Here is a 26,565-nt window from a genome sequence, read left to right as displayed (position 1 = left end):
GAGGTATCGCCAAAACGGTTTAGGGGGAGGGTGACGGGGCGGCCCCCGTGGGGGTGCTGGGGGAGGGTGTCGCGCCGGGCTGGTTCTCCTCCGGGAGGTGGCGGCTGACCTCAGCGGTCGTGAGGCCGAGGCCGCCCAGTTCGATCTCGTCCCAGGCCTGGAGATGGCGGGTGTCCCGGTCGAAGTAGAGGATCGACGCCTCGATGGGGTCGGGGTGCTTGCCTTCGATGGCGCGCAGCCCGCTGCCGCCGGTGGAGCCTTCGATGCGCAGTCGGGTGCCGTACGGCAGCATTTCCATCTCGTCGTGGTGGAGGTGGCCGGCCAGGACCAGGGGGACTTCGCCGTCGACCTCGCGGGCGGCGGAGGGTTCGTGGGCGATGGCGACGTCGACCGGGGTGCCGGCGGTGCTCTGGTCGCGCAGGGCCGTGGCGAGGCGGGCGCCGGCCAGTTCCTGGGACTGCCGGGCGCCGGTCTGCTGGGAGCGGTCGGGGGTGAACTGTGGGTCGCCGATGCCGGCGAAGCGCAGGCCCTTGATCGTCTGTGCTTTGCCGTCGTCGAGGACGTGGACGTTCTTCAGGTCCTGCATGTAGCGCTGGGTGATCATCGAGTCGTGGTTGCCGCGGACCCAGACGTAGGGGGCTCCGAGGTCTTCGATGGGGTCCAGGAAGCCGTTCTCGGCGGCGGTGCCGTGGTCCATCGTGTCGCCGGAGTCGACGATCACGTCGACCTTGTACTGGTCCACGAGTGAGGCGATGATCTTCCAGCTCGCCGGGTTGAGGTGGATGTCGGAGACGTGCAGGACCCGGATGGTGGAGGGGTCGGGTGCGTAGGCCGGCAGGGTCGAGGTGGCGTCGTAGAGCTTGGTGACGTTGGTGACGAGGCGGGCCAATTCTTTCTGGTAGACGTCGAATTCGGTGACGATGCTGCGTGCGTTGCCGACCAGGGAGGGGGCTGAGGTGAGCAGGCCGGAGAACTTGGGTTCCAGGACGGAGTCGGGGCGCCAGGTGGCGTAGGCCGTGCCGCCCGAGGCGGCGAGGAGGGTGAGGGCGAGGCCTCCGGCGGCGAGGGCGCGGCGGGGTCGGCGGTAGACGGCGAGGCCGAGGGCGGTGGCTCCGGCGACGACGGCGACGCCGGAGCGTACGGCCAGGTCGAGGGTGCCGCGGCCGACGTCCGCGGTGACTTCGTCCTGGAGGCCGGAGAGGCGTTCGGGGCGGTCGACGAGGGCTTGGGAGCGGTCGGGGTCGAGCTGGTCGACGTTGACGTCCAGGCGGACGGGGGCGATGTGGCTGTCCAGTTGCAGGGCGCCGAGGGGCGAGATGTTGATCTTGGTGCCGCCGGTGAATGACGGCCGCAGCGTCATGGTGGTGTCCATGGGGCCGACCGGGACCCGGACGTTGCCCACGACCAGTAGTCCCAGCCATGCGCCGCAGAGGACGACGGCCACGAGTCCCGCGGCGCGGGTCCATGGGTGCGGCTGTGTCACGAGTTCGGTGGTGGTGGGGGCCTGGCGGGAGCGGTAGCGGCGGGCGAGGGCGTGCGGGATGTTGCGGATGGGGTTCAGGACACTCAGGACTGCGGCGGGGACGCGGGCCATTGGTCCCGTATGCCCAAGTGCGCGGCCGGATATGCGGCGCCGGGAGGCTCTCGTAGGGCGGGGTCGTGGCTGACAATGGGCCTGTGCTGGAGATGACGCGCGAGGAGTTCGAGGAGCTGGTCGCCGAGGCGCTCGACCGGATCCCGCCGGAGTTGACGCGACTGATGGACAACGTCGCGGTGTTCGTCGAGGACGAGCCGCCGGCGGAGGATCCCGAGCTGCTCGGGCTGTACGAGGGGACGCCGCTGACCGACCGGGGTGAGTGGTACGCCGGTGTGCTGCCGGATCGGATCACGGTGTACCGGAATCCGACGTTGCGGATGTGTGAGTCGCGGGAGGACGTGGTCGCGGAGACGGAGATCACCGTGGTGCACGAGATCGCGCACCACTTCGGTATCGACGACGAGCGTCTTCACGCCCTGGGGTATGGCTGAGCGGGTTGTGAATGCGGGGCGCGTGTCCTCTTGTGGGCGGGGGGAGTTGGAGGTGTTGACTCCATCACCCGCTCCGGAGGTGGCCCGTGCGCCCCTTGTACGTACCCGTCCGACTGGCCGTCACGGTCGTGGCGGTTGCCGCTGCCGCCGGCTGCGTGAGTGTCGGTGACGACGACGCGGGCGGGAGCGTCAAGCCGTCGCACTCAGCCGGGCAGCGGGGTGGTGAGGAGCCCGAGGGCGGTCCGGCGGTGTCGGGGGGTGGCGCGGGTCCGGGTGCGGTGGGGGCCGACGGCGAGCGGGGGCGTGGCAAGGGCAGGAAGGGCAAGAAGGGCAAGGGTGGCGGCGAGGGGAGGTCGGCTGCGCCCGAGGTGTCGCCGAGCGCTGAGGTGAGCGCGCCCGGGCCGGGGGGTGACGGGCCGGGGAAGCCGGCTCGGCCGACGCCGAAGCCGCCGGCGCCGCCGACGCCCACCCGGACGGTCGAACCGGAGCCGACGCCGACGACGCAGGAGCCGACGGCGTCCGCCGAGCCGACGCCGGAGCCGTCGTCGTCGGCGCATGAGCCGCCGGGGCCGCAGCTCGAGCAGCGGGAGCCGGCGCCGGAGGCGGGGTGGCCGGTGTAGGGGGCGAGGGCGCGTGGGTGGTGGGGTGGGAAGTTTTCCCTCTGGGGCGGGAACAATCCCGGCTGGAGGGTGGTTGGAGACATCTGGATGCTGTCCGGCCTCGGGCAGTGGTCCGCTGCTTCCTGCACAGTCCGGTTTGCCTTGTGGGGCCCGGAGTGCGTATGGTGGCAGATCGTTTGATCCCATCTTGCCCGGCGCCACTGCAGAGCGCGCCGTGTGGCGCGTACTCTCCCTTGCCGTGGTGGACCGCATTGAGGCGGTCGTATTGCGATTCGCGAATCACGGAGTTGACGGGCGCGTGCCGACTGAGACTCCGGAAGGTTTCGCATTCGCATGTCCATTGCCAGTACTGATCACGTCGTCGTGCCCGAGAACGAGGCCGTCGAGGACGCCCCTGAGGTCACCTTCGCGGACCTCGGTCTGCCCGAGGGCGTCGTGCGCAAGCTCGCGCAGAACGGTGTGACCACCCCCTTCCCGATCCAGGCCGCGACCATCCCGGACGCCCTGGTCGGCAAGGACATCCTCGGCCGTGGCCGCACCGGCTCCGGCAAGACCCTGTCCTTCGGTCTGCCGACCCTGGCCACGCTGGCGGGCGGCCGTACCGAGAAGCACAAGCCCCGTGCCGTCATCCTGACGCCGACGCGTGAGCTGGCCATGCAGGTCGCCGACGCGCTCCAGCCCTACGGCGACGTCCTCGGCCTGAAGATGAAGGTCGTCTGCGGCGGTACGTCGATGGGCAACCAGATCTACGCCCTGGAGCGTGGCGTCGACGTCCTGGTCGCCACTCCGGGCCGACTGCGCGACATCATCAACCGCGGTGCGTGCTCGCTGGAGAACGTGCAGATCGCCGTTCTCGACGAGGCCGACCAGATGTCGGACCTGGGCTTCATGCCCGAGGTCACCGAGCTGCTCGACCAGATCCCCGCGGGCGGTCAGCGGATGCTGTTCTCCGCGACCATGGAGAACGAGATCAAGACCCTGGTCGACCGGTACCTGAACAACCCGGTCAGCCACGAGGTCGACGCCGCTCAGGGTGCCGTGACGACCATGTCGCACCACATCCTGATCGTGAAGCCCAAGGACAAGGCGCCGGTCACCGCCGCGATCGCTTCCCGCAAGGGCCGCACGATCATCTTCGTCCGCACTCAGCTGGGCGCCGACCGTGTCGCCGAGCAGCTGCGCGACTCGGGCGTGAAGGCCGACGCGCTGCACGGTGGCATGACCCAGGGCGCGCGGACGCGGACGCTGGCCGACTTCAAGGACGGGTACGTCAACGTGCTCGTCGCCACCGACGTCGCCGCGCGCGGTATCCACGTCGACGGCATCGACCTGGTGCTGAACGTGGATCCGGCCGGTGACCACAAGGACTATCTGCACCGCTCCGGCCGTACCGCTCGCGCGGGCCGTTCCGGCACGGTCGTGTCCCTGTCGCTGCCGCACCAGCGGCGTCAGATCTTCCGGCTGATGGAGGACGCGGGCGTCGACGCCTCGCGCCACATCATCCAGGGGGCCGGCGCCTTCGACCCGGAGGTCGCCGAGATCACCGGTGCCCGGTCGATGACCGAGGTGCAGGCCGAGTCCGTGGGCAACGCGGCGCAGCAGGCCGAGCGTGAGGTCGCCCAGCTCACCAAGGAGCTGGAGCGGGCGCAGCGGCGTGCGAACGAGCTGCGCGAGGAGTCCGACCGGCTGCTGGCGCGGGTCGCGCGTGAGCGTGGCGAGGAGCCCGCTGCGGTGGTGGCCGGGGAGGCCGGAGAGGTCGTGGCCGCCGCCGTGGAGGTGTCGGTGCCCGAGCAGCCGACCGCGAAGGACGTGGAGCGCGAGGAGCGTCCCGAGTCCTCCGCTCCGTACGAGCGCCGGGAGCGGCGTGACGATCGCGCTGGTTTCCGCCGGGACGACCGTGGTGACCGCGGTGGTGACCGGGGTGGCCGTTCGTTCGAGCGTCGTGACGACCGTGGCGGTCGTTCGTTCGAGCGTCGTGACGACCGTGGTGGCCGTTCGTTCGAGCGTCGTGACGACCGTGGCGGGTTCAACCGCGACCGTGACCGCGACCGTGGTGGCCGTTCCTTCGACCGTGACCGTGACCGCGGTGGTTTCCGTCGTGACGACCGGGCCGACCGTGGTGACCGGGGCGAGCGCGGTGGTTTCCGCCGGGACGACCGTGGTGACCGCGGTGGTGACCGTGGTGGCCGTTCGTTCGAGCGTCGTGACGACCGTGGCGGGTTCAGCCGCGACCGTGACCGTGGCGGCTTCCGCCGGGACGAGCGCGGTGGACACCGGGGCAGCGACCGTCCCTTCAACCGGGACCGCCGTGACGACCGTCCGGGCTTCCGCTCCGGCGGGCACGACCGCCCCTACGGCCGCCGTGACGACCACCGCGGTGGCAGCTCGTTCCAGCGCCGCGAGGACAAGCCGCGCTGGAAGCGCAACGGCTGACATCAGCGCATGAGGAGCGCCGTGGCCCCCTCCCAACGGGCGGGCCACGGCGCTTCGTCGTCCCCGGCGGGGGCTTTCCGGGGGCCGTGTGGACACGCCCGAGCCGGTCGTTCCGCGGCCCTGATCGCCCCTGTTCGTCCCTTTGCCGCGGCCGGGACCCGGATACCCGATCGGAGACTCGGCGTCGTCCGGCTATGCTCGTGGGGGCAACATCGCCTGGGCCCTTAGCTCAATTGGCAGAGCAGTGGACTTTTAATCCATTGGTTGTGGGTTCGAGTCCCACAGGGCCTACGAGGAAGCCCCGGTCCGGAGATGATCCGGACCGGGGCTCTTGTCGTTGTGGGGGTGGGTCAGCCGGTGGTCAGCATCCCCGACCGCAGCCGTGCCACCGTGCGGGAGATCAGCCGGGAGACGTGCATCTGCGAGATGCCGAGCCGGGCGCCGATCTCCGCCTGGGTCAGCTCCTCCACGAAGCGCAGGTGGAGGATGAGGCGCTGGCGGTCGTCGAGTTCGGCGACCAGGGGGGCCAGGGCGTGGAAGTCCTCGACGAGTTCGAGGGCCGGGTCCTCCTCGCCGATGAACTCCGACAGCTTCGTCTCGCTCTCGTCCGGGTCGCCGGTGACCGTCGCGTCGAGGGAGGAGGACAGGTAGCCGTTGGCCGCGATCTGGGCCTCGACGACTTCCTCCTCCGACAGGTTCATCAGGGCGGCCAGTTCGGCCACCTTCGGGGCGCGGCCGAGGCGGGAGGCGAGTTCCTCCGTGGCCTTGGCGAGTTCCGTACGGGCCTCCTGCAGGCGGCGCGGCACGTGTACGGCCCAGGACGTGTCGCGGAAGAACCGCTTGATCTCGCCGATGATGTAGGGCACCGCGAAGCTGGTGAACTGCACCTCGCGGGAGACTTCGAAGCGGTCGATGGCCTTGATCAGACCGATGACGCCGACCTGGACGACGTCTTCCATCGACTGGCCGCTGGAGCGGAACCGGCGGGCCGCGAAGCGCACCAGCGACATGTTCATCTCAATGAGCGTGTTGCGGGCGTACTGGTGTTCGGGTGTGCCTTCCTCGAGCACGGCGAGCCGGTCGAGGAACTGTCCGGTCAGCTCGCGCGCGTCCTGCGGGGCGAGCTTCTGGGGCTCGGCGATCTGCGGCAGTTCCTCACCGGTGTAGGTGGCGGAATCCGTCGTCGTGCCGATGCGCATGGTCGCCGTCACGGGCCCTCCCTGTCAGTCCGGCCCGCTCCGATCCCCCGACAGGCCACCTCCAGCGCCGCTACCCGCCCTCGCCGCGGTCATGCCCCGCATATGCCCCGGCGAGACGTTGACCACAGTCGGCGCAGGTCGAGGCGGTGGCGGGGTACCCGGACCTGTGCTGCGACGGTACGGGCAGGGAGGGTGGGCGGTGGGGTGCGCGAGAGAAGACCGAGGGGTTCGCAGAGCAGACAGTTGCCGTTTGACAACTATAGGTGGAGAGCAACAGCCTAGGCATGCCGGACGTGCGCGGGGAAGAGACCGGAAGGGACGACTCCGTGCGACGGCGCGTTATTCAGGCAGTCCGGGTATCGGACGAGCGGGAGTCTTCGGAGTCGTCGTGTATCTGGGCCGCCGCCGCGTCGCAGAACGCCTCCAGCCCCTGCAGCAGTGCGACCCGCTTCGCCGCGGGCATCTGGTCGAGCACCGCGCGCAGCGCCTGCTCCCGGCGCACCCGCAGGTCGGCCAGGAAAGCGCGGCCCCGGCCGCTGAGGTGCAGGCGGACCTCGCGCCGGTCGGCCGGACTGACCTCGCGCTCGACGAACCCGGCCGCCTGCAGCCGGTCGCACAGCCGGCTGGTCGAGGGCGGTGTGGAGGCGAGGGAGTCGGCGAGCGTGCGCAGGTTGATGCCCTCATGGTGTTCGAGGATGAGCAGCACCCGCAGCTGGGACGCGGAGGCCGGCGCGGTCGAGGCTCGGCCCCAGAGGACTTCGAGCAACTCCGCGGCCGTGGAGGTCACACGGGCGACCTCTGTCGGCTCAGGGCGGGGTCGGAGGGAAGTCACAGTCACACTCTCGCAGGCACCGGGATGGCCGTCAGCGTACTAGCGCCGCGGCAGACGGCTTCGGCCCCACGGGACGAACGGTGCCCGCCGCGGCATCGGGCGTGAGGTGAACCGCCCGGGACCCGCATCACCGGCCCGTGGACAAGGACCGATTTCCGAGGACGCGTCGGCGTCCCACCGAGGATGGTGAACAAACCCCCGTGAACACGATCACGAGCAGATTCGTGACCGCCGAGCGCGCACTGCGCACGGCGGCGCCCCATCAACTGCTGGACGCGGTCCGTCGTGTACTGACCGATCAGTACGCGGCGGACTCCGTCGAGCTTTTCCTGGCCGACTACGGACTGACGGTGCTTCAGCCGGTGTCCGTGCTGCCGGACACCCTCCAGCCGGTGTCCGTGCACAACAGCCCGGCGGGCCGGGCCTTCGGTGCGCAGCAGCCCTACGTGGAGACCCTTTCCGGTGATTTCGTACGCGCGCACCTGCCCGTCACCGTGCGCGGCGACCGCCTCGGGGTGCTGACCGTGACCCTGCCGGGCGCGGAGCACGCCGAGCGCTGCCTGGGCGAGCTGGCCGAGATCGCCGAAGTGCTCGGGCACGAAATCGTCGTGGCCGAGCGGGACACCGACCTGTATCTCCAGGCGCGCCGCCGGGACCGGCTCACGCTGGCCGCCGAGATGCAGTGGCAGCTGCTGCCGGGCCGCTCCTGCGCCCGCCCCGAGTACGAGCTGGGCGCACAGCTGGAGCCGGCGTACGCGATCTTCGGCGACAACTTCGACTGGTCCGCCTCGGCCGACCGGCTCAGTCTCTATGTCACCAACGGCATGGGCGAGGGCATAGAGGCCTCCCTGCTGACGAACCTGGCGATCAACGCCCTGCGCAACGCGCGCCGGGCCGGGCTGCCCCTCGACGACCAGGCGGCCCTGGCCGACCAGGCGGTGTATGCCCATTACCGGGGCCGCTGCTACCTGTCCGTGCTCATGCTCGACTTCGACCTGGCCTCCGGGCGGGTCCGGGCGGTCGACGCGGGCTCGCCGCAGATGCTGCGGCTGCGCCGGGGCGCGGTGGAGCGGGTGCCCTTCGACGCCCAGCTGCCGCTCGGCATGTTCGAGGAGACCGACTACGTGATCCAGGAGTTCCGGGTCGAGCCGGGCGACCGGCTGGTCTTCGTCAGCGACGGCGTCTACGACGTCGCCTCCCCGGGCGGCGAGACCTACGGGGAGGCCGCCCTGGCCCGGGCGATCCAGTCGACCCGGCTGCTGCCGGCCGCCGAGGTGCCCCGGGCCATCCTGCGCGAACTGACGGGTCACCGCGGCGCGTCCACCGCGGACGACGACGCCCTCGTGGTGTGCCTGGACTGGCGTGGGCGGTAGGGGACGGGGCAAGCGCAGGTCAGGGGCGGTAGTGGGCAGTTGTTTGGTGGTGCCGAACGTCGGCACTAATGTTTGTCATACGGCAAGTAACGGCTGAGGCGCCGTCGCGCGACCTCGGTCCGGCCCGTGCAAGGGAGCGATGCAAGTGTCGGTGTCGGAAGAGAACGCGGAACAGGAGCCGGTCGCGTACCAGGTGAGCGCCTTCCTGGAGCGGCGCCGGGAGCAGATCGCCCAACGCTGGGCGGACGCCGCGCTGTTCCGCACGGTCTTCACCGTGTCCCGGGACGAGGCGGTGGAGGCGGGCCGGGCCGTGGTCGCGGCGCTGGCGGCCGTGGCGGCGTCCGGGCGCCTGGACGACATCCGCGCGTCCGGATTCGAGTCCGTGCGCGACCAGCTGGGGCGGATGGCCGCGTCCCGCGCCCGTACGGGCATCGACCCGGACGGGGTCGCCAACGAGGTCGCCGCGCTGCGCGAGCCGGCGACCGAGGTGCTGCGCGCCGAGTTCCCGGAGCCGGACGCCCCCGAGGCACACGAGGCGGTGCTGGCGCTGACCGTGCTCATGGGCACGTTGCGTCTGGTCGTGCTGGAGACGACGGTCAGCGCGGGCGAGGAGCTGATCGCCCGCCAGCGCGAGCAGTTGCACGAGGTGGCCACCCCGGTGATCAAGCTGTGGGAGAGCACCGTCGCCGTACCGCTGATCGGCACCCTGGACAGTGCGCGCAGCCAGGTCGTCATGGAGAGCCTGCTGGACGCGATCGTCGCCGAGCGCGCCCGGTACGCCATCCTCGACATCACCGGCGTGCCCACGGTCGACTCGCTGGTCGCCCAGCACCTGATGAAGACCGTGGCGGCGGCGCGGCTGATGGGCGCCGAGTGCATCGTCTCCGGCATCCGGCCCGCGATCGCGCAGACCATCGTCCACCTGGGCATCGACCTCGGCACGGTGCTCACCCGCTCCAGCCTGGCGGACGCGCTCGCCTACGCGCTCAGTCAGCAGGGGGTCGAGATCGCACCGCTGAGGGCGGCCGGCGCGGCGGCGGACGCGGGCACGCGGTGACCGGGCTCGCGGGACACGGGCCCGTGGGCGGACACGGCTTCACCGTGCCGGTTCTCCAGCTGGGCGATGTCCTGCTGGTCACGCTCCAGGGGGAGTTGCACGACGGCATGGCCGAGCAGCTCCAGGAGGACATCACGGCCCGGATCTCGCACAGCCGGGTGACCGGGGTGGTCATCGACATCTCCGGTGTGGAGATCGTCGACTCCTTCCTGGGCCGGGTCCTGGCCGAGATCGCCGCCGGAGCCAAGCTGCTGGCGGCCCGTACGGTGCTGGCCGGGATGCGCCCTGCGGTGGCCATCACCCTGGTCGAGCTGGGACTCACCCTGCCCGGTCTGCGGACGGTCCTGGACGTCGAACGCGCGATGGAGCTCCTCGGCGTGACCACGCGCCGGGGCGAGGGGAGTCCATGATGCAGGCTTCCCGCCAGGCCGGGCCGGCCAGCCTGCCGATCGGCTCGGACGCCGATCTGGCGTGGGTTCGCCAGCAGGTCCGGCAGGCCGCCGCCGAGCTCGGCTTCGGGCTCGTGCAGCAGACGAAGCTCGTCACGGCGGCGAGCGAACTGGCCCGCAACACCCTCGTCCACGGCGGGGGCGGCCATGTGCAGATCACTCCGCTCACCATGGGGCAGTCGCACGGGCTGCGGCTGTCCTTCGTCGACACCGGGCCCGGCATCCGCGACCTGGACCAGGCGCTGACCGACGGCTACACCAGCGGTGGCGGGCTCGGGCTCGGCCTGAGCGGGGCCAAGCGGCTGGTGCAGGAGTTCGAGGTGGACAGCCGGCCCGGTGAGGGGACCACCGTCACCGTCACCGCCTGGGCCACCGTCGTGCCGCCCTCCCGGACGGTGCCGTGATGAGCAGGGTCTGGGACGTGCCGGTGGAGGACGACTCGACGCGGGTGCGGGACGTGCGAGTGGCGGCCGAGGAGGCCAGTGCCTGCGCCGGCCTGCCCGCGAACCGGACCGCGACCGCCGCGCTCGTGGCGACGGAGCTGGCGACCAACCTGCTGCGGCACGCCGAGGGCGGACGGGTGCTGATCAACATCGTCGAGCCCGCGCACGACGACCGCCGGGCGGCCGTGCAGCTCGTCTCGATCGACCACGGACCCGGCATCCCGGACGTCGCGGCGGCGATGCGCGACGGCTACACCACGACCGTCGCCGCCTCGCTGGGAGCCGGGCTCGGGACGTGCCGGCGCATAGCGAATGACTTCGACCTGCACAGCGCGCCGGGCCGGGGCACCGTCGTGATGGCCCGGATCGGCCACGAGCCGGCCGTCCGCAACCAGGGGCCGCCCCCGCCGGGTCCGCGCGCCGGGGGTGTCAACGTCCCCCTGGGCCGGGCCGAGCAGTCGGGGGACGCCTGGGGCCGGGTGCGCGCCGGTGACCGTCTGACCCTGCTGCTCGCCGACGGGCTCGGTCACGGGGCGAAGGCCGCCGAGGCCTCCACCGCGGCGGTGAAGGAGCTGCGCGGCCTGGCGGAGCTGCCGCCCGACGAGATCCTGCGGCGTCTGGGCCGGGCCCTGCGCCCCACTCGGGGTGCGGCCGTCGCCGTGGCCCAACTGGATCTGCGGCAAGCGCAGTTGAGCTTGGCCGGGATCGGCAACGTCGGCGCCCGGCTGCGGACCGACGGCACGTGGAAGGCGCTGCTGTCCCACCCCGGCATCGTGGGCGCGCAGGCGCCGGCGTCCGTGCCCGTGCAGCGGATGCCCTGGCACGCGGACAGTTTGCTGGTGCTGCACAGCGACGGCCTGCCCAGCCGCTGGACGCCGCCCGACGACGGCGTACTGCCCGGCTGCGACCCGGCGGTGGCTGCCGCGGTGGTGCTCCGGGACGCGGGGAGCGCCGCCCGCCCGGCGCGGGACGACACCTGCGTGGCGGTCCTCACCGCCGGCGGCGTGAGCCGCCATGGTTCGGGGGCCTGAGGGCGTTCGGGCGAACTGCCGGCGGTGTGTGTTGCCGTGGTTGGGGTGTTTGGGGGCGTTCAGGCGGTTTGCCGGTGGTGTGTGTTGTCGTGGTTGGGGTGTCTGGGGGCGTTCGGGCGGACTGCCGCGGCGTGTGTCGTCGTGGTTCGGGGGTCTGACGGCGTTGCGGCGTGCCGGCGATCGGTGGCGTTGCCCTGCGAACGCACCGGTGACCGTCGAAAGTCGCCGCCCGTACGTCTCCCGGCGCTCACTCGGTCCCGTCGACGCCCGGTACCACCGAGTCCCGGGCTGCCAGAAATCCTCGCAGCCCCCTGCTCAGCGCCGCCCGTTCGGCCGGTTCCATCGCCGCCAGCGCTGTGGCCAGGGCCTGGGCGCGGCGGTCGGCGACATCGCACAGGACGTGCCGCCCGTGTGAGGTGAGCCACAGTTGCACCTCACGACGGGTGTCGGGGTGCGGGGTCCGTTCCAGGAGGCCCGCCGCCGCCAGGCGGTCGCAGAGGCGGCTGGCCGTGGGGAGGCCGATGGCCAGGCCGTCCGCAAGGGCCGTCAGGTTCAGGCCGGGCGTCGCCTGCACGGTGCGCAGTGCCCGCAGCTGGTGCGGTGACAGGCGCAGGGACGCCTCCTGGGCGGCGATCGACCACAGCTCCGCCAGACCCTCCACGGCATCGGCGATCTGCGCTGCGACGGCCTCCGGGCCCTCGCCCGGTCCCTTCGCCCGGTGGTTGCCGGGGCCGTCGAGATCGGTCACGAACGGTCACTTCCAAAAGCTCCGAGTGCTGATGAGGTCACCCTCTTGCAAAAGGCTGTACCCGAGGAAGCGACGAGCAAGCAGCCCGGTTCGGCGCCGGGCCGGACCGGCGGCCGCTCAGCCGGCGTTGAGCTCCGCCAGCGCGGCGAGCGGCAGCGTGTGCTGGGTCTGGAGGACCTTCGCGCGCAGGTAGCGGACGTTGTGGGCGGTGGTGAAGACGCCCGTGGGAATCCGCTCGCGGACGTCGACGCCCAGGGACCGCAACTGGGCGGCCTTGTCGGGGTTGTTGGAGAGCAGGTCCAGTTCGCCGATGCCCAGGGCCCGGAGCATCTGGGCCGCCGCGGTGTAGTCGCGGGCGTCCTCCGGCAGTCCCAGCGCCGTGTTCGCCTCGTACGTGTCGAGCCCCTCGTCCTGCAGGGCGTACGCGTCGAGCTTGTTGTAGAGGCCGATGCCGCGGCCCTCCTGGCGCAGGTAGAGCAGCGCCCCGCCGCGCTCGGTGATGCTCTCGACCGCCTCGCGCAGCTGCGGGCCGCAGTCGCAGCGGGCGGAGCCGAACACGTCCCCGGTCAGGCACTCGGAGTGCAGGCGCACCAGCGGGACCGGGCCGGGCTCGCCGAGGATCACGGCCACGTGCTCCTGGCCGTCGGCCAGCCCGTGGAAGGTGACGAGCTCGGCGTCCGCCTCGTAGCCGTCGTGGAAACGCAGCGGGACCCGGACGCGGGAGCGCGGGGTGGCGATGACGGCGGGGGTGTCGGGCATGCGGGGCCTCCGGGTCCGTTTCCTGTTCGGCTGCACAGCCGTACTGCTTCAGATTTGAAGCAGATCCACGATCGGAACCCTATTCGTGCTTTAAATTTGAAGCAATGAGAATCCGGGTCTGTGTGGCGCGCGTCACGAACAGGCCGTCGACGACCTCCGCCGCCACGGCACCTCGTCCGCCGCCGCCCGCGCCCGGTCCTCCTCGAGCCCCTGCGCGATCGCCGCGGAGATCTCCTCCAGCTGACCCACCTGTTCCTCGCTGAGACGGTCGAACAGAGAGCTCCGCACGGTCGCGACATGCCCGGGCGCCGCGCGCTCCAGCACGGCGAAACCCTCGTCGGTCAGCGCCGCGACGCTGCCCCGCTTGTCGTACCGGCAGGCCTCGCGCCGCAGCATGCCGTCCTTCTCCAGCCGCGTGACCGCGTACGTCAGGCGGCTGCGCGTGATCTTCAGCCGCTCCGCGAGATCGGTCATACGCAGCCGCCGCTGCGGGGACTCCGACAGGACGGACAGGATGGAGTAGTACAGGTGCGGCATGCCGGCGTCCTGCTGGAGCTGCCGGTCGATCGCGTCCTCCAGGAGCAGCGAGGCGGCCACGTAGGCGCGCCAGGCGCGCTGCTCCTCGGGGGTGAGCCAGCGAGTCGTCATGCCGCCAGTGTAGGTTTGTTTCAAACTTGAACCAAGCCCTGTCCAATCCCGCCGTCCCGACCAGCCGCGGAGCGTCGATGCCTCACCCGTACGTCCTGCTGTCCGCCGCCGTCTCCCTCGACGGCTACCTGGACGACACCGGACCCGACCGCCTGCTCCTGTCCGGCCCGGCCGACTTCGACCGGGTCGACGAGGTACGGGCCTCCGTCGACGCGATCCTGATCGGCGCCGGCACCGTCCGCGCCGACAACCCGCGGCTCCTGGTGAACTCCGACGAACGCCGGGCCGCCCGCCGGGCCGCCGGGAAGCCGGAGTACCCCCTGAAGGTCACCGTGAGCGGTTCCGGCGACCTCGATCCGGACGCCCGCTTCTGGCACACCGGCGGCGAGAAGGTTCTCTACACGACCGACCGGGGTGCCGAACGCGCCCGTGCCCTCGGCCTCGCCACCGACGTCGTCCCGCTCGGCGCCGACCTCGACTGGCGGCGGCTGCTCACGCACCTGCACGACGTCCGGGGCGTACGGCGGCTCATGGTCGAGGGCGGGGGCCTGATCCACACCCAGCTCCTCACCCAGGGCCTCGCCGACGAACTCCAGCTGGTCCTCGCCCCGCTCTTCGTGGGCGACCCCCGGGCGCCCCGGCTCTTCGGCCCCGGTGGCTACCAGGGCGGCCGGCTCCGGCTGCTGGAGTCGCGGCGGATCGAGGACGTCGTCCTGATGCGCTACGAACCGACCGCCCCGGGCGCCGGCTCCCTGCCCGCCGCCGCCGACCATCACTGGCTGGCCCGCGCCTGTGAGCTGGCCGAGCGCTGTCCGCCGTCGGACACCGCGTTCAGCGTGGGCGCGGTCGTGGTCGCCGCCGACGGTACGGAACTGGCCCGTGGCCATTCCCGAGAGGGCGGCGACCCGGTGGTGCACGCCGAGGAGGCGGCCCTCGCGAAGCTCGACCCGGCCGACCCGCGCCTGCCCGGCGCGACGGTGTACAGCAGCCTGGAGCCCTGCGCTCGCCGCGCCTCCCGCCCCGCGCCCTGCGCCCGGCTGATCCTCGACGCGGGTGTCCGACGGGTCGTCACGGCCTGGCGCGAGCCGGACACCTTCGTGAAGGACGCCGACGGCAGCGGCCTCCTGGCGGCCCGGGGGGTGGAGGTCGTCGTCCTCCCGGAACACGAGGAGCGGGCCAAGGCCCCGAACCGTCACCTGCCGGGCTGAGCGCGGCCCGATCAGTGGGTGTGCGCGAGTGGTCCCGCGGATGGCGTACACTGGTGTCACAACGACGCGGGGTGGAGCAGCTCGGTAGCTCGCTGGGCTCATAACCCAGAGGTCGCAGGTTCAAATCCTGTCCCCGCTACTGAAGGCCAAGGGCCGGAATCCAAAAGGATTCCGGCCCTTGGTGCATTCCCCGGTGACGCCATTACGGTCGGTGAGGGAACCACCCCGTTCCGCATAACAACTGACGTACCGTCAAAACTCGTCGGTCACTTGTGAAGCGGTCAACTCGCCCGATTTGAGCCGGTCATGGCGGCAAAGTCCGCGCGAAAAAGGTTAATGATCAAGTGGAATCGCTGGAATACCCCTCGCGCCTCCATTAACGTTCGATAACGCAGCGCGGTCGTCCCAGCCGTCACAGAAGGCGGCTCCGTGCGCATGCGCCGAATCCTGAAAGGGAACCGGGGAACCACCACTTGGGGTGAATCGGGCGGATACCACCGTGGAAGCACGGCGGGTATACGCGCGTAGGAGACCTTCCTGCTCCGAACCCGTCAGCTAACCCGGTAGGCGAGAAGGAAGGAAAGGAGTACGCCCACGTGGCGTCCAACCGGCCTGCCCCCACGGCCCCGTACGCGCCGAAGCGCGAGACCGACACCTTCGGCTACGGCGGTCAGCGCACCGACGAGGGCCCGTTCCAGGAGTGGAACCCCACCGAGGAGTCCATCCGTCCCGTCCGTGGCCGGCATCGCGTCACCAAGCAGCGTGGCGGAGGCCTCGCCCGCAGCTCCACCGTCCTGGGCGTCGGCGTCATAGCCGCCGTGGGTGCCGGCGGCATGGCCAGTGCCCAGACCGGCAAGCCCCCGGTGTCCATCTCCGTGCCGGACCTGCCCTCGGTGGGTTCCCTCATCTCGGACGACGACACCCCCGAAGGTTCCGCCACCCCGCTCAGCAGCCTCGGCACCGCCACGGCGGCCACCGAGGAGAGCACCTCCGAAGCCGGCGCCGGCGAGGCGCTGCGCGCCCGGATCATGGCCCAGGTCGAGCACCAGCAGGACCAGATCGAGACCAAGGCCGCCCAGGACGCCGCGGCCGCCGCCGAGAAGGCAGCCGCGGAAGCGGTCGCCAAGGCGGAGAAGGAAGCCGAGGCCAAGGCCGCCGAGGCCAAGCGGAAGGCGGAGGAGGAGGCCAGGAAGAAGGCCGAGGCCGAGCGTCTCGCCGCCCTGGCCAAGCAGTTCACGCTGCCGACCTCCTCGTACACCATCACCTCCAGCTTCGGCCAGGCCGGCGCCTACTGGTCCTCCGGCTACCACACGGGCCTGGACTTCGCCGCCCCCACGGGCACGCCGATCAAGGCCGTGCACAGCGGCACCATCACCGAGGCGGGCTGGAACGGCTCGTACGGCTACAAGACCGTCCTCACCCTCGATGACGGCACCGAGATCTGGTACGCGCACCAGTCCTCCATCGGCGTCAGCGTCGGCCAGAAGGTCAGCACCGGCGACGTGATCGGCCGCGTGGGCGCCACCGGCAACGTCACCGGCGCGCACCTGCACCTCGAAGTCCACTCCGGCGGATCCGCGAGCGGCATCGACCCGATGGCGTGGCTGCGCGGCAAGGGACTGAACCCGTAAGCGGTACGTACCGTTGAAGCACCGACGGCCCTGACGACCCCCCGACGTCAGGGCTGCCGGACGTTGTGGCGTGCGGCGGCGCACGCCGGGCGGGAGTGTTTACAGGGCCTTTGCGTACGCCGCGGAATGAGGCGTTCCCCTCGGGGGGTTGACGTGCAGCATGACTTCACTGCGCAAGCTCGGCTCTTCCGACCTCGAGGTCTTCCCGCTCGCCCTCGGCGGCAACGTCTTCGGCTGGACCGCCGACGAGGACCAGTCGTTCGCCGTACTCGACGCCTACACCGCCGCCGGCGGCAACTTCGTCGACACCGCCGACTCCTACTCGGCCTGGGTGGAGGGCAACAAGGGTGGTGAGTCCGAGACGGTGCTCGGCAAGTGGCTGAAGTCCCGCGGCAACCGCGCGGACGTCGTCGTCGCCACGAAGGTCAGCCGGCACCCCGAGTTCCGCGGACTGTCCGCCGGCACCGTCAAGGCCGCCGCCGATGCCTCCCTGCAACGCCTCGGCACCGATTACATCGACCTCTACTACACGCACTTCGACCAGCCCGACGTGCCCGTCGAGGAGATCATCGGCGCGCTCGACAGTCTTGTGAAGGCCGGGAAGGTGCGGCACATCGCCGCCTCCAACATCTCCGCCGAGCGGCTGCGGGCGTCCCTGGAGTTCTCCGAGCGTGAGGGGCTCGCCCGGTACGTGGCCCTCCAGCCGCACTACAACCTGGTCTCCCGCGACACCTACGAGGGTGAGCTGCAGGATCTCGCCGAGCGGACCGGCCTGGCCGCCTTGCCGTACTTCTCGCTCGCGTCCGGCTTCCTCACGGGCAAGTACCGGCCCGGCACGACGGTCGACAGCGCGCGGGCGGGCAGTGCCGCCGCGCACCTGGAGACCGAGCGGGGCCAGCGGGTGCTCGCCGCCCTCGACGAGATCGCCGGGACGCACGACGTGCCCATGGCCACGGTGGCTCTCGCCTGGCTCGCCGCCCAGCCGACCGTCGTGGCGCCGATCGCTTCCGCACGGACGGTGGAGCAGCTGCCCGCACTGGTCGGCGTCGGCGAGCTGACCCTCTCGGAGGCCGAGACGGAACATCTGACGCGGGCTTCGGCCTGAGGCGGGGCGGGCTTCGCGGGGGGCGGTCTGAGGGTGCCGGTGTCTGGCGACGGGGGTCGGTCTGAGCGGGCGGGCTTACCCGGGGTCCGGTGTGGGGCCTAGGTGCGGTACGGGTTGTACGCGGGGTACGCCGTCGGCTGATGGCCGTACCCGTACACCCCGTGGACCGGCCAGGGCGGGGCCACCACCGGGACCGGTGGGGCGATGATCCGCGCCGCGTGGTCCAGCGCGGGGCGGGACACCCCCCGGCGCCGCCACAGTTCGCCGAGCAGTTCCCGCTCCCGTACGGCGAAGTCCGCCCGGGCGCTGCCCCGCCGGGCCCGGTGCCGCAGGAACGCCAGGGACGTCGCGTACGCCTCGTACCGGGCCACCTCCCGGGCCGCCGCCCTGCCCGCGTGGCGACGGGCGTACTGGCGGGCGATCCGCCGGGCCCGCATCGAGCCGAGCGCGTACGGCTCGGCCGGGGTCAGCCAGCCGGCCGTGGCGTAGGCGGGCAGCTCCGCCCGTACGGTCTTCAGTTCCCGCTGCCGCGTCCAGATCACCAGCCACGTCAGCAGCCCGAAGATCGGCACCATGAAGGCCGCGTACACGGCGAAGAACCCGTACTCGCCGAACGCCGAGGAGCCGTTCCACATGGCGTGCATGCCCATCGCGAGCAGTAGCCCGCCGAGCGGGAAGGCGACGCGGCGCAGGTGCCGGCGGTCCGCCGAGAGCGCGGCGATGCCGAAGCCGATGCCGGTGAGGACCGTGAACAGCGGGTGCGCGAACGGCGACATGATGATGCGCACGAAGAAGGTCGCCGCCGTGACGGAGGCGATGCCGGTGCCGCCGGTGAGCTGGTCGGTGCCGAAGGCGGTGCCCAGGTAGAGGATGTTCTCCGTGAAGGCGAAGCCGGTGGCGGTCACACCGGCTATGACGACTCCGTCGACGATGCCGGTGAAGTCGCGGCGCCGGAAGAGGAAGACCAGGAGGACGGCCGCCGCCTTGGCCGACTCCTCGACCACCGGCGCTATCACGGTCGCGCCGAGGGTGTCGGCGCTGGACGGGTCCGCCGTCGCCGTCGCTATCCATCTCGTCGCGAAGCTGTTGGCGACGATCGCTATCAGCGCCGCCGCGCAAGCGCCCCAGGCGAAGCAGAACACCAGGTTCCGCCAGGGGCCCGGTTCGACCCGGTCCAGCCAGCGGAACGCGGCGATCAGCAGGGGCACCGGCAGGACGGCCAGCCCCAGCCCGACCAGGAACCCCTCCGTGCCGGTCTCCTCGCGGACCAGGGCGAGGATGACCAGGCCGGATATCGCGAGGAGTGTGCTCAGCGCGCCGTAGCGCACCCAGGCGCGGTGCCACCAGTGGGCGTGCCGCGAGGAGCCGGCCGTGCCTGGGCCGGCGAAGGGGACACCGTCGGTGGGACCGCTCGGGTACGACGGATGCGGGGGGCTGGTGGCCACGGAATTGACCCTAACGACGGATGGGCGCTGTCCGCAGGCGGCAGAGGTGCCAGGGTGGTCAGGCGCCGGCGGGGGGCTGGTCCACGTGCTGTACGCGGCGGAAGACGAGGTCGTTCACGACATGTCCCTTGTCCAGTCCCTGGCCCTCGAAACGGGTCAGCGGACGGAAGTCGGGACGCGGCGCGAAACCGCCGTCCGCCTGTGTGTTCTCGAAGTCGGGGTGTGCCGTGAGGACGTCGAGCATCTGCTCGGCGTACGGCTCCCAGTCGGTGGCGCAGTGGACGAGCGCGCCGGGCCGGAGCCGGGTGGCGGCCAGGGTGAGGAAGTCGGGCTGGATGATTCTGCGCTTGTGGTGCCGCTTCTTGGGCCAGGGGTCGGGGAAGTAGACGCGGAGGCCGCCGAGGGAGTCGGGGGCGAGCATCTCCCGCAGGAGGATGATCGCGTCGCCGTTGCCGACGCGGATGTTGGACAGGCCGTTGCGGTCGGCGAGGTTGAGCAGGTTGCCCTGGCCGGGGGTGTGGACGTCGACCGCGAGGATGTTCGTGGCGGGGTCGGCGGCGGCCATCTGGGCGGTGGCCTCGCCCATGCCGAAGCCGATCTCCAGGACGACGGGGTTGTCGTTGCCGAACAGCTCGGGCAGGTCGAGGGTCCGGCTGCCGTCGATGTCGAGGCCCCACTTGGGCCACAGGCGCTGCAGCGCGTCCGCCTGACCGGCGGTGACACGGCTGCGCCGGGGCTGGAAACTCCGGATCCGCCGCTCGAAGTGCGAACCGGCGGGGTCGGCCTTCGGCCCGTCGGGGAAGCGCGGCTCGCCCTTGGCCCGGGTGCGGCGGACGGAGACGCCGGGGGTCTGCGGGTCCGGGTCCGTGTGCGGGTCCGTGTGCGGGTTCGGGTCTTCGGAGGTGTTCGCGGAGTCAGACACAGTGCCTCTGATTTTACGGCTGCGGGGGCTTCGCCTGGCCCTGGGTGGTGGGCCGGGGCCGCGCGGGGGGTGTCCGTCCCCGGAACGGCGCGACGGACCTTCTTGCCGACTGACCGGCGTCGACGCGCCGACCGCTGCGGGCGGACACCCCCCGGCACGGCCCCTTCTCGCCGTACGCGGGTGCGGCAGCGTCGTGGCTTGTGCCGCGGGCGCGCCGTTCGGGGCCCTTCTCGCGCGGCTGCGGGCCACGCTCCGCCGGGCCGCGGACCCACCCGGCCTCACCGAGATCGCCACGCATCCGCAGGACTCACAGTGCGCTCAACGCCCTCCGGGCTACCTCCCGGCCGATCGGCAAGGACGCGGTGGCTGCAGGGGACGGTGCGTTCAGGACGTGCACCGTGCGAGGGCCCTCGCGGATCAGGAAGTCGTCGACCAGGGTTCCGTCGCGGAGGACCGCCTGTGCGCGCACGCCCGCGGCCGTCGGGACCAGGTCGTCCTCGGACACCCCGGGCAGCAGCCTGCCCACCGCCTGGGTGAACGCCTTCTTGGACAGGGACCGCCGCAGCTCACCCGCCCCGTACCGCCAGTGCCGGCGGGCTATCTGCCAGGAGCCGGGCCAGGCCAGGGTCGAGCCCAGCTCGCGCAGGCTCACCGTGCCCCATCCGTATCCCTCGCGGGCCAGGGCCGGAACCGCGTTCGGCCCGACATGGACACCCCCGTCGATGCCCCGCGTGAGATGCACCCCGAGGAAGGGGAACGCCGGGTCGGGCACGGGGTAGACCAGGCCGCGCACCAGCTCGGGCCGGGCCAGCTCGTAGTACTCGCCCCGGAACGGCACGATCCGGACGTCCGGGTCGTCCCCGGTGAGCCGGGCGATCTCGTCACACCGCAGCCCCGCGCAGTTCACCAGGACCCGCCCGCGTACGACGTCCCCCGCGGCCGTGAGCACGGCGACCCCCCGCTCGGGGCGCCGGTCGACGCGCACGACCCGGGTGCCGTAGCGGATCTCCGCGCCCGAGCCGTGGGCCAGCTGGCGGGCGACCGCGACGAAGTCGCAGATGCCGGTCGTGCCGACGTGTATCGCGGCGAGCCCGCGCACCTCGGGCTCGTACTCCTCGATCTGGGACGCGCCCAGCTCCCGCACCGGGATGCCGTTGTTCCGGCCGCGCTGCACGAGCGCGTGCAGGCGGGGCAGCTCCGTGCGGTCGGTGGCGACGATCAGCTTGCCGGTGACCGCGTGCGGGATGCCGTACTCGGCGCAGAACTTGACCATCTCCGCCGCGCCCCGCACCGCGTAGCGGGCCTTGAGGGAACCGGGGCGGTAGTAGATGCCGCTGTGGATGACGCCGCTGTTGCGGCCGGTCTGGTGGCGGGCCGGGCCCGGCTCCTTCTCCAGGACGGTGACACGTGTGCCCGGTGCGGCGCGAGTGATCGCATACGCCGTCGACAGACCGACGATGCCACCGCCGATCACCAGCACGTCGCAGTCGTACGCCATCCGCACCTGCACCACCTCCCGCTACCGATAGTGCACTGCGCCACTGACAGCACCTTCAAACGCCGGGAACACCGGAGTGCCATCGCCTTCAAACGCCGGGAACACCGGAGTGCCATCGCCTTCCAAGGGCGCGGGGAGACTGCGCGATCAGCCACGACCGACCTGCGGGTACAAGATCACAGCAACCCGGCATCCGCTCAGGCGGGGGCCATCAGCAGCGGTCGTGCACGCTCACGGAGCTCCACCACCCTCGGTTCGTCGCCGTACGGCTCCAGCCGGTGCAGGAGGTCCTTCACGTACTCGGTGGTACGGGCCGAGGAGATCCGCCCGGCGACCTCCACCGCCCGTACTCCCTGCTCGCACGCCGCGTCGAGGTTCCCGGACTCCAGTTCGGCGACCGCGGAGACGACCAGGCGCAGGCCGTGCGAGCGGACGAACTCCTCCGTGGGCTGCGACAGGGCCTGCTCGGTGAAGCGGCGGACCTGGCGGGGCGCCTTGAGGTCGCGGTAGCACTCGGCGGCGTCGGCGGCGAAACGGTCGTAGGAGTAGAAGCCGAGCCAGCTCGGGTCGTTGTCGCCGGGGCGGGCGCGCTCCAGCCAGCTCTCGGCCGCCTTCAGGGCGCCGCCGGCCGCCTGGGCGTCGTTCGCGCGTGCGTGCGCGCGTGCCTCGACGAGGCGGAAGAAACTCATGGTGCGGGCCGTCGCCAGACCGCGGTTGCGTTCCAGGGCGGCCTGGGCGAGGTCCACGCCCTCGTCGCCGAAGCCGCGGTAGGTGGCCTGGAGGGACATGGTGGCCAGCACATAGCCCCCGAGGGGGACGTCCGCCGCCGCCCGGGCCAGGCGCAGGGCCTGGATGTAGTAGCGCTGGGCCGCTTCCTGCTGGCCCGTGTCGAAGGCCATCCAGCCGGCCAGGCGGGTGAGTTCGGCGGAGGCGCCGAACAGGGCCCGGCCGACCTCGTCGGAGTACGAGCCGAGCAGCAGAGGGGCCGCCTCCACCCTTAAGCACTCGGGGACCATCGACGAACGCCAGTCGCCGCCGCCGTACTTGGAGTCCCAGCGCCGCGCGTCCTCGGCGGCCTCCCGCAGCTTCTGCACATCGCTGTGGCCGACTTTGAGCGGTGCGCCGGAGCCCTCACCGGGGCCCACGTCACGCGCGACCGAACTGTCGGCCGGGGTTATCAGCCATCGTGAGGCGGGCGTTGCGTATGCGCTCACCGCGAACGATCCCGCCAGCGACTGCCAGATGCCGCCGGAGCCGGCCCGGCGGCCGGCGAGGTCGAGGCGGTACAGGTCGGTCGCCGATCGCACCGCCTGTCCGACGTCCCGCGGGAAGGCGAGGCCGACCTCGGGCGCGGGGTCCGCGTCCGCCAGGCCGATCTCGTGCAGCGGCACCGGGCGGCCGAGTTTCTGGCCGATGGCGGCGGCGATGAGGTGCGGGGCGGCACCCTGCGGCACCATGCCCTTCGACACCCAGCGCGCCACCGACGTCTTGTCGTAGCGAAGCGTCAGGCCGCGCTGGGCGCCGAGGTCGTTGACGCGCCGCGCGAGACCCGCGTTGGAAATTCCCGCGAGGGCGAGAACGGCGCCGAGTTTTTCGTTCGGCCCGCGTTGCTCCCTGGACATGAGCCACCCCTCGACACAGACGGCTGCCGCACTGGCATAACCACGCGGCATTCGTAAACCCAGCGTAGTTCGCCGCATCCCAAGCGTTAAGGGGCATTGTTCCGGTTGGCGGGATTGTGGTCCGTACTGAAGTGCGGTTCAGATACGGGCTGTTGCGACGTGCTCCCACTGTGTGGCCGTGCGCCTGCCTGTGCGCTCTTCTCCGGCCATCGCGGGAGCGGTTCCATGGTCGTTGCGTGGGTCGGCCCGCTGTACTGGATCCAGTGGGCTGGGGGACACCGCCGCCTACATCCCCGCGGGCGGCGGAACGGTCCGGGAGGCGTGCTCCGTCTCCCGGACTGCGCGACCGGGTGACAGGGTGCCGCACCTGTACGGAGAGTGTTCGAGGCTGCTCGCGGGACACCGATTTGGCCGAAAAGCGCCCCCGCCGGTCGCGGGCTATCAGGGCTCCGACCATGGCACTTGAGGGCGCGTCGGGCGTGAATGGGGCGCGCTCCGGGGGCGCATTCGCGTCGCAGTAGTACTGCAGACATGTCGCTGGCGTGCCTTGATTCTTCGCCGCTTCTTCGTTTCGCTCCGCTGCTTCCGGTGTCTCGTGCGTCTTCTTCCGGCAGCTCTTCTTCCGGCGCCCGCTTCCGGCGCCTTTTTCCGGCGCCCGCTTCCGGCGCCCTCTCCGGTGTCTCGTGCGTCTTCCTCGCCGTCCGGTCTTTCCTCCCGTTCTCCGTCCGGGCGGCCGCCGGTTCGTCGGGCTTTCCGCCCGGATCTTCTTGTGGCGTGCGGTTGTTCGGGGCGTTTGTGACCATGCGGGTGGCTCCGCCGGGGCGCATTCGGCGGAGCGCAAGCGGCGTCGGCACCCTCTGGAACGCTTCCTTCATGGCAGCATGGTGAACCGGTTCGTACGGTGCACTGGTTGTCCACAGCCTGTGGAGGCGGCGATGCGGTGGTTGGTGGGATGGAGCAGCACCGCCGCGGGAGCCGTCGCTGCCGGTTCGGCGGGGGCCACCGGCACCGAGGGGGAGACGCTGCACCCGGTGGGGTCCCAACTCCTGTGGGGTGACCCCGATCCGCTGTGGGCCGTCGGCGACTGGCGCCCTGACGAGGTGCGGGTCGTGAAGGCCGACGACCGGACCAGGATCGCCGTCCTCGGCATCTGCGGCGCCACCGACGAGCAGCTGCGCGTCGCGCTGTTCGCCGCGCGCGGCGGCGCACTTCGGCACCTGACCGCCTGGCCGGGCAGCTACACCGCGATCGTCCAGGTCGGCAGGCGGATCACCGTCTGCGGTGATCTGGCAGGCGCGCGGCCGGTGTTCCACACGCCCTGGGCCGGCGGTACGGCGTACGCGACCGCCGCGCTGCCGCTGGCCGACCTCATCGAGGCCAACCTCGACTTCGGGCATCTCGCCGCGCTGCTGGCGGCTCCTGACGTGCCGGCCGCGCTGCACGACTCCACGCCGTACGACGGCGTGAAGCGCGTTCCGCCCGGGCACGCCCTCATCCTGCGCGCCGGGGCCCGCGAGATCGCCGGGTACGAGCCCGTCGCCTCGCTGGCCGTGGCGGCGCCCCCGGCCGATCCCGACAGCGCGGTCGACGCGGTGCGCGACGCGCTCGTGGAGGCGGTGCGGACGCGGCTGTCGGCTCCGCGGCACGTCCCCGGCGCCGACATCGACCCCGGCCCCGTGCCCGGCATGGGGCCCGCCGAGCGGCGTGCCGCGCGCGGGATGCCGGTGCCGGGAATCGGCGCGGACCTGTCCGGCGGGCCGGCCTCCGGGGCACTGGCGCTGCTGGCCGCGGGTCTGCCGGGGATGCCGGGCACGGTGCTGGGGCACGGCACGGGTGCGGGGGAGCGGCTGCTGGCCGTCACGTTCAACGACCTCGCGGTCGGAGGCCGGGAGGCCGAACTGGAGCGGGCGGGCGCGCTGGCCGCGAACCCGCGGCTGCACCACGTCGTCGTGGCGGGCGGTGAGGAGACCCTCCCCTACGCCGACCTGGACGGGCCCCTGACGGACGAACCCGGGCCGTGCCTGGTGTCGGCGGCACGCCACCGGGCCCGGCTGGCGGCCGGCAGCGCGGACCACTTCACGGGCTACGGTGCGCGCCAGGTCCTGGACGCACATCCCGCCCGCCTCGCCGACCTGCTGATGGACCGTCGGCGTCGGCATCTCGTACGGCCCGTCGCCGCCCTCGCCAAGGCCGACGGGTCGGTGCTGGTGCCCGCGCGCGTGTACGCGGCGGCGCGGCGGTTGTCCCGTATGCCGTACCGATCGGGGATCGAGGCCCTCGCCGAGCGCCTGCTCGACCCCCGCTCCGACGACGGCCTCGACGCGCCCGGCGGTGCGCTGGACGCGTCGCTCGCCGCGCTGACCTGGGGCAGACCCGGGCCGGCGGCGCGCTGGCTGACCGGTGAGGCGCTCGCTGAAGTATCGGTTCGTCTTCAGGCGTCCACCCACCGGTCGGAGCTGGTCGGGCCGGGACAGCGGCCAGGAGACTTTCGGGCGCGTGCGGCGCTGGGGCGGCATGCGGCGGACCTGCGGGTGCTGGAACAGGCGGCGGAGGTCCGCTTCCAGCGGCTGCACGCGCCGTTCCTCGACAACCAGGTCGTCCGCGCGGCCCGGGCCCTGCCCGAGGCGCTGCGGGTGCGGCCGGGGGCGCGGGCGGCGATCCTCCGTACGGTGCTGGAAGGGGCCGGGGTCCGCGAACTGCCGCCCGGCTGGGGCGCCCCGACCCAGGCGACGGCGGCCGCCGCGGAGCGCACGGGGCTGCGCGTGGCGGCGGACTCCCTGGTCGCCCTGTTCGACACCCCGCTGCTGGCGGAGGCGGGCCTGGTCGAGGCCCGCGTGGTCCGCAAGGCGCTGCGCGGCGCGGCGGCGGGCGAGCCCCTCCCCTTGGACGGCCTCGCGGAACTGGTCTCCCTGGAACTCTGGCTCCGCCGCCTCCTCGCCCGCCGCGGCACCTGCTGGACGGGCACACCGGCACGGCAGCGGGCCGTCCCGGCGGGGATCGCACCGCAGCGGGGGGCGTTGGGGGCGGGGGCCGGCGGGGGGCGGCGGGTGTAGTGCCGGTGCGGGTGCCTGCACCTGCCCCCGGGCGGGGGTCGGGGCCGCGCCGGGGGCGTCCGTCCTCGTAACGGCGCGATGGGGTTGCGTGCCGATCGACTGTTCGCTGACGCGCCGACCGCTGCGGGCGGCCCCCCGGACCCGTCCCCTTGTCGCCGTACGCGGGTGGTGGTGCGGCGTGGCTTGTGCCGCAGGCGCACCGTTCGGGGGCCCGTCCCGCGCGCTTGTGGGCCGCGCCGGCCGCCCCGCTGCGGGCAGTCGTGCCGTCGAGGGCGGCACGGGTGGGCGTGGAGCTCCCCCTGCTCGAGCGAAGCCGAGAGCCTGGGGGAGGCACCCCGCGCCGTCGGGCTGCGGGTCCACCCCGTGCCGTCGGGCTGCGGGTCCACCCCGTGCCGTCGGGCTGCGGGTCCACCCCGTGCCGTCGGGCTGCGGGTCCACCCCGTGCCGTCGGGCTGCGGGTC

22 protein-coding genes, 2 tRNA genes and 1 riboswitch are annotated in these 26,565 nt (G+C 72.2%); of the genes, 14 read left to right on the top strand and 10 right to left on the bottom strand.

Annotated elements, in window-relative coordinates:
* Nucleotides 1–19: 19 nt before the first annotated feature.
* A complete protein-coding gene (locus ACZ7EG_RS10195; RefSeq protein ID WP_471075023.1) occupies nt 20–1,594 on the bottom strand; it encodes a metallophosphoesterase family protein in 1,575 nt (524 codons plus the stop codon).
* 83 nt (nt 1,595–1,677) lie between these two features.
* On the opposite strand from ACZ7EG_RS10195, the gene ACZ7EG_RS10190 reads away from it, so the two are divergent.
* From ACZ7EG_RS10190 to ACZ7EG_RS10175, 4 genes are all read left to right on the top strand, one after another.
* On the top strand, nt 1,678–2,028 hold the full coding sequence (locus ACZ7EG_RS10190) for a metallopeptidase family protein (RefSeq protein WP_471075020.1): 351 nt from the start codon (nt 1,678–1,680) through the stop codon (nt 2,026–2,028).
* 86 nt (nt 2,029–2,114) lie between these two features.
* Nucleotides 2,115–2,648 carry a hypothetical protein gene (locus ACZ7EG_RS10185; protein ID WP_471075017.1) on the top strand — a complete coding sequence of 178 codons (534 nt, stop codon included), beginning with the start codon at nt 2,115–2,117 and terminating at the stop codon, nt 2,646–2,648.
* A 333-nt stretch (nt 2,649–2,981) separates the two neighbouring features.
* Nucleotides 2,982–5,081, top strand: a complete 2,100-nt coding sequence (locus ACZ7EG_RS10180; protein ID WP_471075014.1) for a DEAD/DEAH box helicase — start codon at nt 2,982–2,984, stop codon at nt 5,079–5,081.
* 218 nt (nt 5,082–5,299) lie between these two features.
* Nucleotides 5,300–5,372, top strand: a tRNA-Lys gene (locus ACZ7EG_RS10175).
* 59 nt (nt 5,373–5,431) lie between these two features.
* Here the strand turns inward: ACZ7EG_RS10175 and ACZ7EG_RS10170 are convergent.
* Together ACZ7EG_RS10170 and ACZ7EG_RS10165 are read right to left on the bottom strand one after the other, a co-directional pair.
* Entirely contained in the window at nt 5,432–6,280 is an 849-nt protein-coding gene (locus tag ACZ7EG_RS10170) for an RNA polymerase sigma factor SigF (protein ID WP_471077017.1), read from the bottom strand.
* Between the two features lie 343 nt (nt 6,281–6,623).
* Complete coding sequence (locus tag ACZ7EG_RS10165) at nt 6,624–7,118, bottom strand: MarR family transcriptional regulator (RefSeq protein ID WP_471075011.1); 495 nt, start codon at nt 7,116–7,118, stop codon at nt 6,624–6,626.
* A gap of 194 nt (nt 7,119–7,312) precedes the next feature.
* Between ACZ7EG_RS10165 and ACZ7EG_RS10160 the strand changes: the two genes are divergently transcribed.
* The 5 genes from ACZ7EG_RS10160 (at nt 7,313) to ACZ7EG_RS10140 (ending at nt 11,465) form a co-directional block, all read left to right on the top strand.
* Nucleotides 7,313–8,485: a PP2C family protein-serine/threonine phosphatase gene (locus ACZ7EG_RS10160; RefSeq protein WP_471075008.1), complete on the top strand. Its 1,173-nt coding sequence runs from the start codon at nt 7,313–7,315 to the stop codon at nt 8,483–8,485.
* Nucleotides 8,486–8,630: 145 nt separating this feature from the next.
* Complete coding sequence (locus ACZ7EG_RS10155; RefSeq protein ID WP_471075005.1) at nt 8,631–9,542, top strand: STAS domain-containing protein; 912 nt, start codon at nt 8,631–8,633, stop codon at nt 9,540–9,542.
* Between the two features lie 23 nt (nt 9,543–9,565).
* Complete coding sequence (locus tag ACZ7EG_RS10150; RefSeq protein WP_471075002.1) at nt 9,566–9,952, top strand: STAS domain-containing protein; 387 nt, start codon at nt 9,566–9,568, stop codon at nt 9,950–9,952.
* Complete coding sequence (locus ACZ7EG_RS10145; protein WP_471077014.1) at nt 9,952–10,395, top strand: anti-sigma regulatory factor; 444 nt, start codon at nt 9,952–9,954, stop codon at nt 10,393–10,395. Before ACZ7EG_RS10150 ends, ACZ7EG_RS10145 begins: the two co-directional genes overlap by 1 nt.
* On the top strand, nt 10,395–11,465 hold the full coding sequence (locus ACZ7EG_RS10140) for a SpoIIE family protein phosphatase (RefSeq protein ID WP_471074999.1): 1,071 nt from the start codon (nt 10,395–10,397) through the stop codon (nt 11,463–11,465). Before ACZ7EG_RS10145 ends, ACZ7EG_RS10140 begins: the two co-directional genes overlap by 1 nt.
* 247 nt (nt 11,466–11,712) lie before the next feature.
* On the opposite strand, the gene ACZ7EG_RS10135 is transcribed toward ACZ7EG_RS10140, so the two are convergent.
* From ACZ7EG_RS10135 to ACZ7EG_RS10125, 3 genes are all read right to left on the bottom strand, one after another.
* Nucleotides 11,713–12,213 carry a MarR family winged helix-turn-helix transcriptional regulator gene (locus tag ACZ7EG_RS10135; protein WP_471074996.1) on the bottom strand — a complete coding sequence of 167 codons (501 nt, stop codon included), beginning with the start codon at nt 12,211–12,213 and terminating at the stop codon, nt 11,713–11,715.
* A gap of 117 nt (nt 12,214–12,330) precedes the next feature.
* Nucleotides 12,331–12,972 carry a GTP cyclohydrolase II gene (locus tag ACZ7EG_RS10130; RefSeq protein ID WP_471074993.1) on the bottom strand — a complete coding sequence of 214 codons (642 nt, stop codon included), beginning with the start codon at nt 12,970–12,972 and terminating at the stop codon, nt 12,331–12,333.
* Between the two features lie 132 nt (nt 12,973–13,104).
* Nucleotides 13,105–13,620 (bottom strand): MarR family winged helix-turn-helix transcriptional regulator, encoded by a 516-nt coding sequence (locus ACZ7EG_RS10125; protein ID WP_471074990.1) that lies wholly within the window; start codon nt 13,618–13,620, stop codon nt 13,105–13,107.
* 77 nt (nt 13,621–13,697) lie between these two features.
* Here ACZ7EG_RS10125 and ACZ7EG_RS10120 point away from each other — a divergent pair, with 77 nt between their 5' ends.
* From ACZ7EG_RS10120 to ACZ7EG_RS10105, 4 genes are all read left to right on the top strand, one after another.
* Nucleotides 13,698–14,828, top strand: a complete 1,131-nt coding sequence (locus ACZ7EG_RS10120) for a dihydrofolate reductase family protein (RefSeq protein ID WP_471074987.1) — start codon at nt 13,698–13,700, stop codon at nt 14,826–14,828.
* 65 nt (nt 14,829–14,893) lie between these two features.
* A tRNA-Met gene (locus ACZ7EG_RS10115) sits at nt 14,894–14,967 on the top strand.
* Nucleotides 14,968–15,256: 289 nt separating this feature from the next.
* A riboswitch (cyclic di-AMP (ydaO/yuaA leader) is annotated at nt 15,257–15,413 on the top strand.
* 11 nt (nt 15,414–15,424) lie between these two features.
* On the top strand, nt 15,425–16,459 hold the full coding sequence (locus ACZ7EG_RS10110) for a M23 family metallopeptidase (protein ID WP_471074984.1): 1,035 nt from the start codon (nt 15,425–15,427) through the stop codon (nt 16,457–16,459).
* Between the two features lie 160 nt (nt 16,460–16,619).
* Complete coding sequence (locus tag ACZ7EG_RS10105) at nt 16,620–17,564, top strand: aldo/keto reductase (protein ID WP_471074981.1); 945 nt, start codon at nt 16,620–16,622, stop codon at nt 17,562–17,564.
* A gap of 98 nt (nt 17,565–17,662) precedes the next feature.
* On the opposite strand, the gene ACZ7EG_RS10100 is transcribed toward ACZ7EG_RS10105, so the two are convergent.
* The 4 genes from ACZ7EG_RS10100 to ACZ7EG_RS10085 all read right to left on the bottom strand — a co-directional run bounded on the left by ACZ7EG_RS10100 (nt 17,663) and on the right by ACZ7EG_RS10085 (nt 23,051).
* Complete coding sequence (locus tag ACZ7EG_RS10100; RefSeq protein WP_471074978.1) at nt 17,663–19,009, bottom strand: PrsW family intramembrane metalloprotease; 1,347 nt, start codon at nt 19,007–19,009, stop codon at nt 17,663–17,665.
* Nucleotides 19,010–19,067: 58 nt separating this feature from the next.
* A complete protein-coding gene (gene trmB, locus ACZ7EG_RS10095) occupies nt 19,068–19,931 on the bottom strand; it encodes a tRNA (guanosine(46)-N7)-methyltransferase TrmB (protein ID WP_471074975.1) in 864 nt (287 codons plus the stop codon).
* Nucleotides 19,932–20,238: 307 nt separating this feature from the next.
* Entirely contained in the window at nt 20,239–21,429 is a 1,191-nt protein-coding gene (lhgO, locus tag ACZ7EG_RS10090) for an L-2-hydroxyglutarate oxidase (protein ID WP_471077011.1), read from the bottom strand.
* Between the two features lie 197 nt (nt 21,430–21,626).
* A complete protein-coding gene (locus ACZ7EG_RS10085) occupies nt 21,627–23,051 on the bottom strand; it encodes an MFS transporter (protein WP_351641439.1) in 1,425 nt (474 codons plus the stop codon).
* 935 nt (nt 23,052–23,986) lie between these two features.
* On the opposite strand from ACZ7EG_RS10085, the gene ACZ7EG_RS10080 reads away from it, so the two are divergent.
* Nucleotides 23,987–26,104 carry an asparagine synthase-related protein gene (locus ACZ7EG_RS10080; protein WP_471074972.1) on the top strand — a complete coding sequence of 706 codons (2,118 nt, stop codon included), beginning with the start codon at nt 23,987–23,989 and terminating at the stop codon, nt 26,102–26,104.
* Nucleotides 26,105–26,565 lie beyond the last annotated feature (461 nt).

This window comes from Streptomyces sp. NPDC037100, from assembly GCF_055606225.1.
This window is presented reverse-complemented; position numbering and strand designations above follow the sequence as displayed.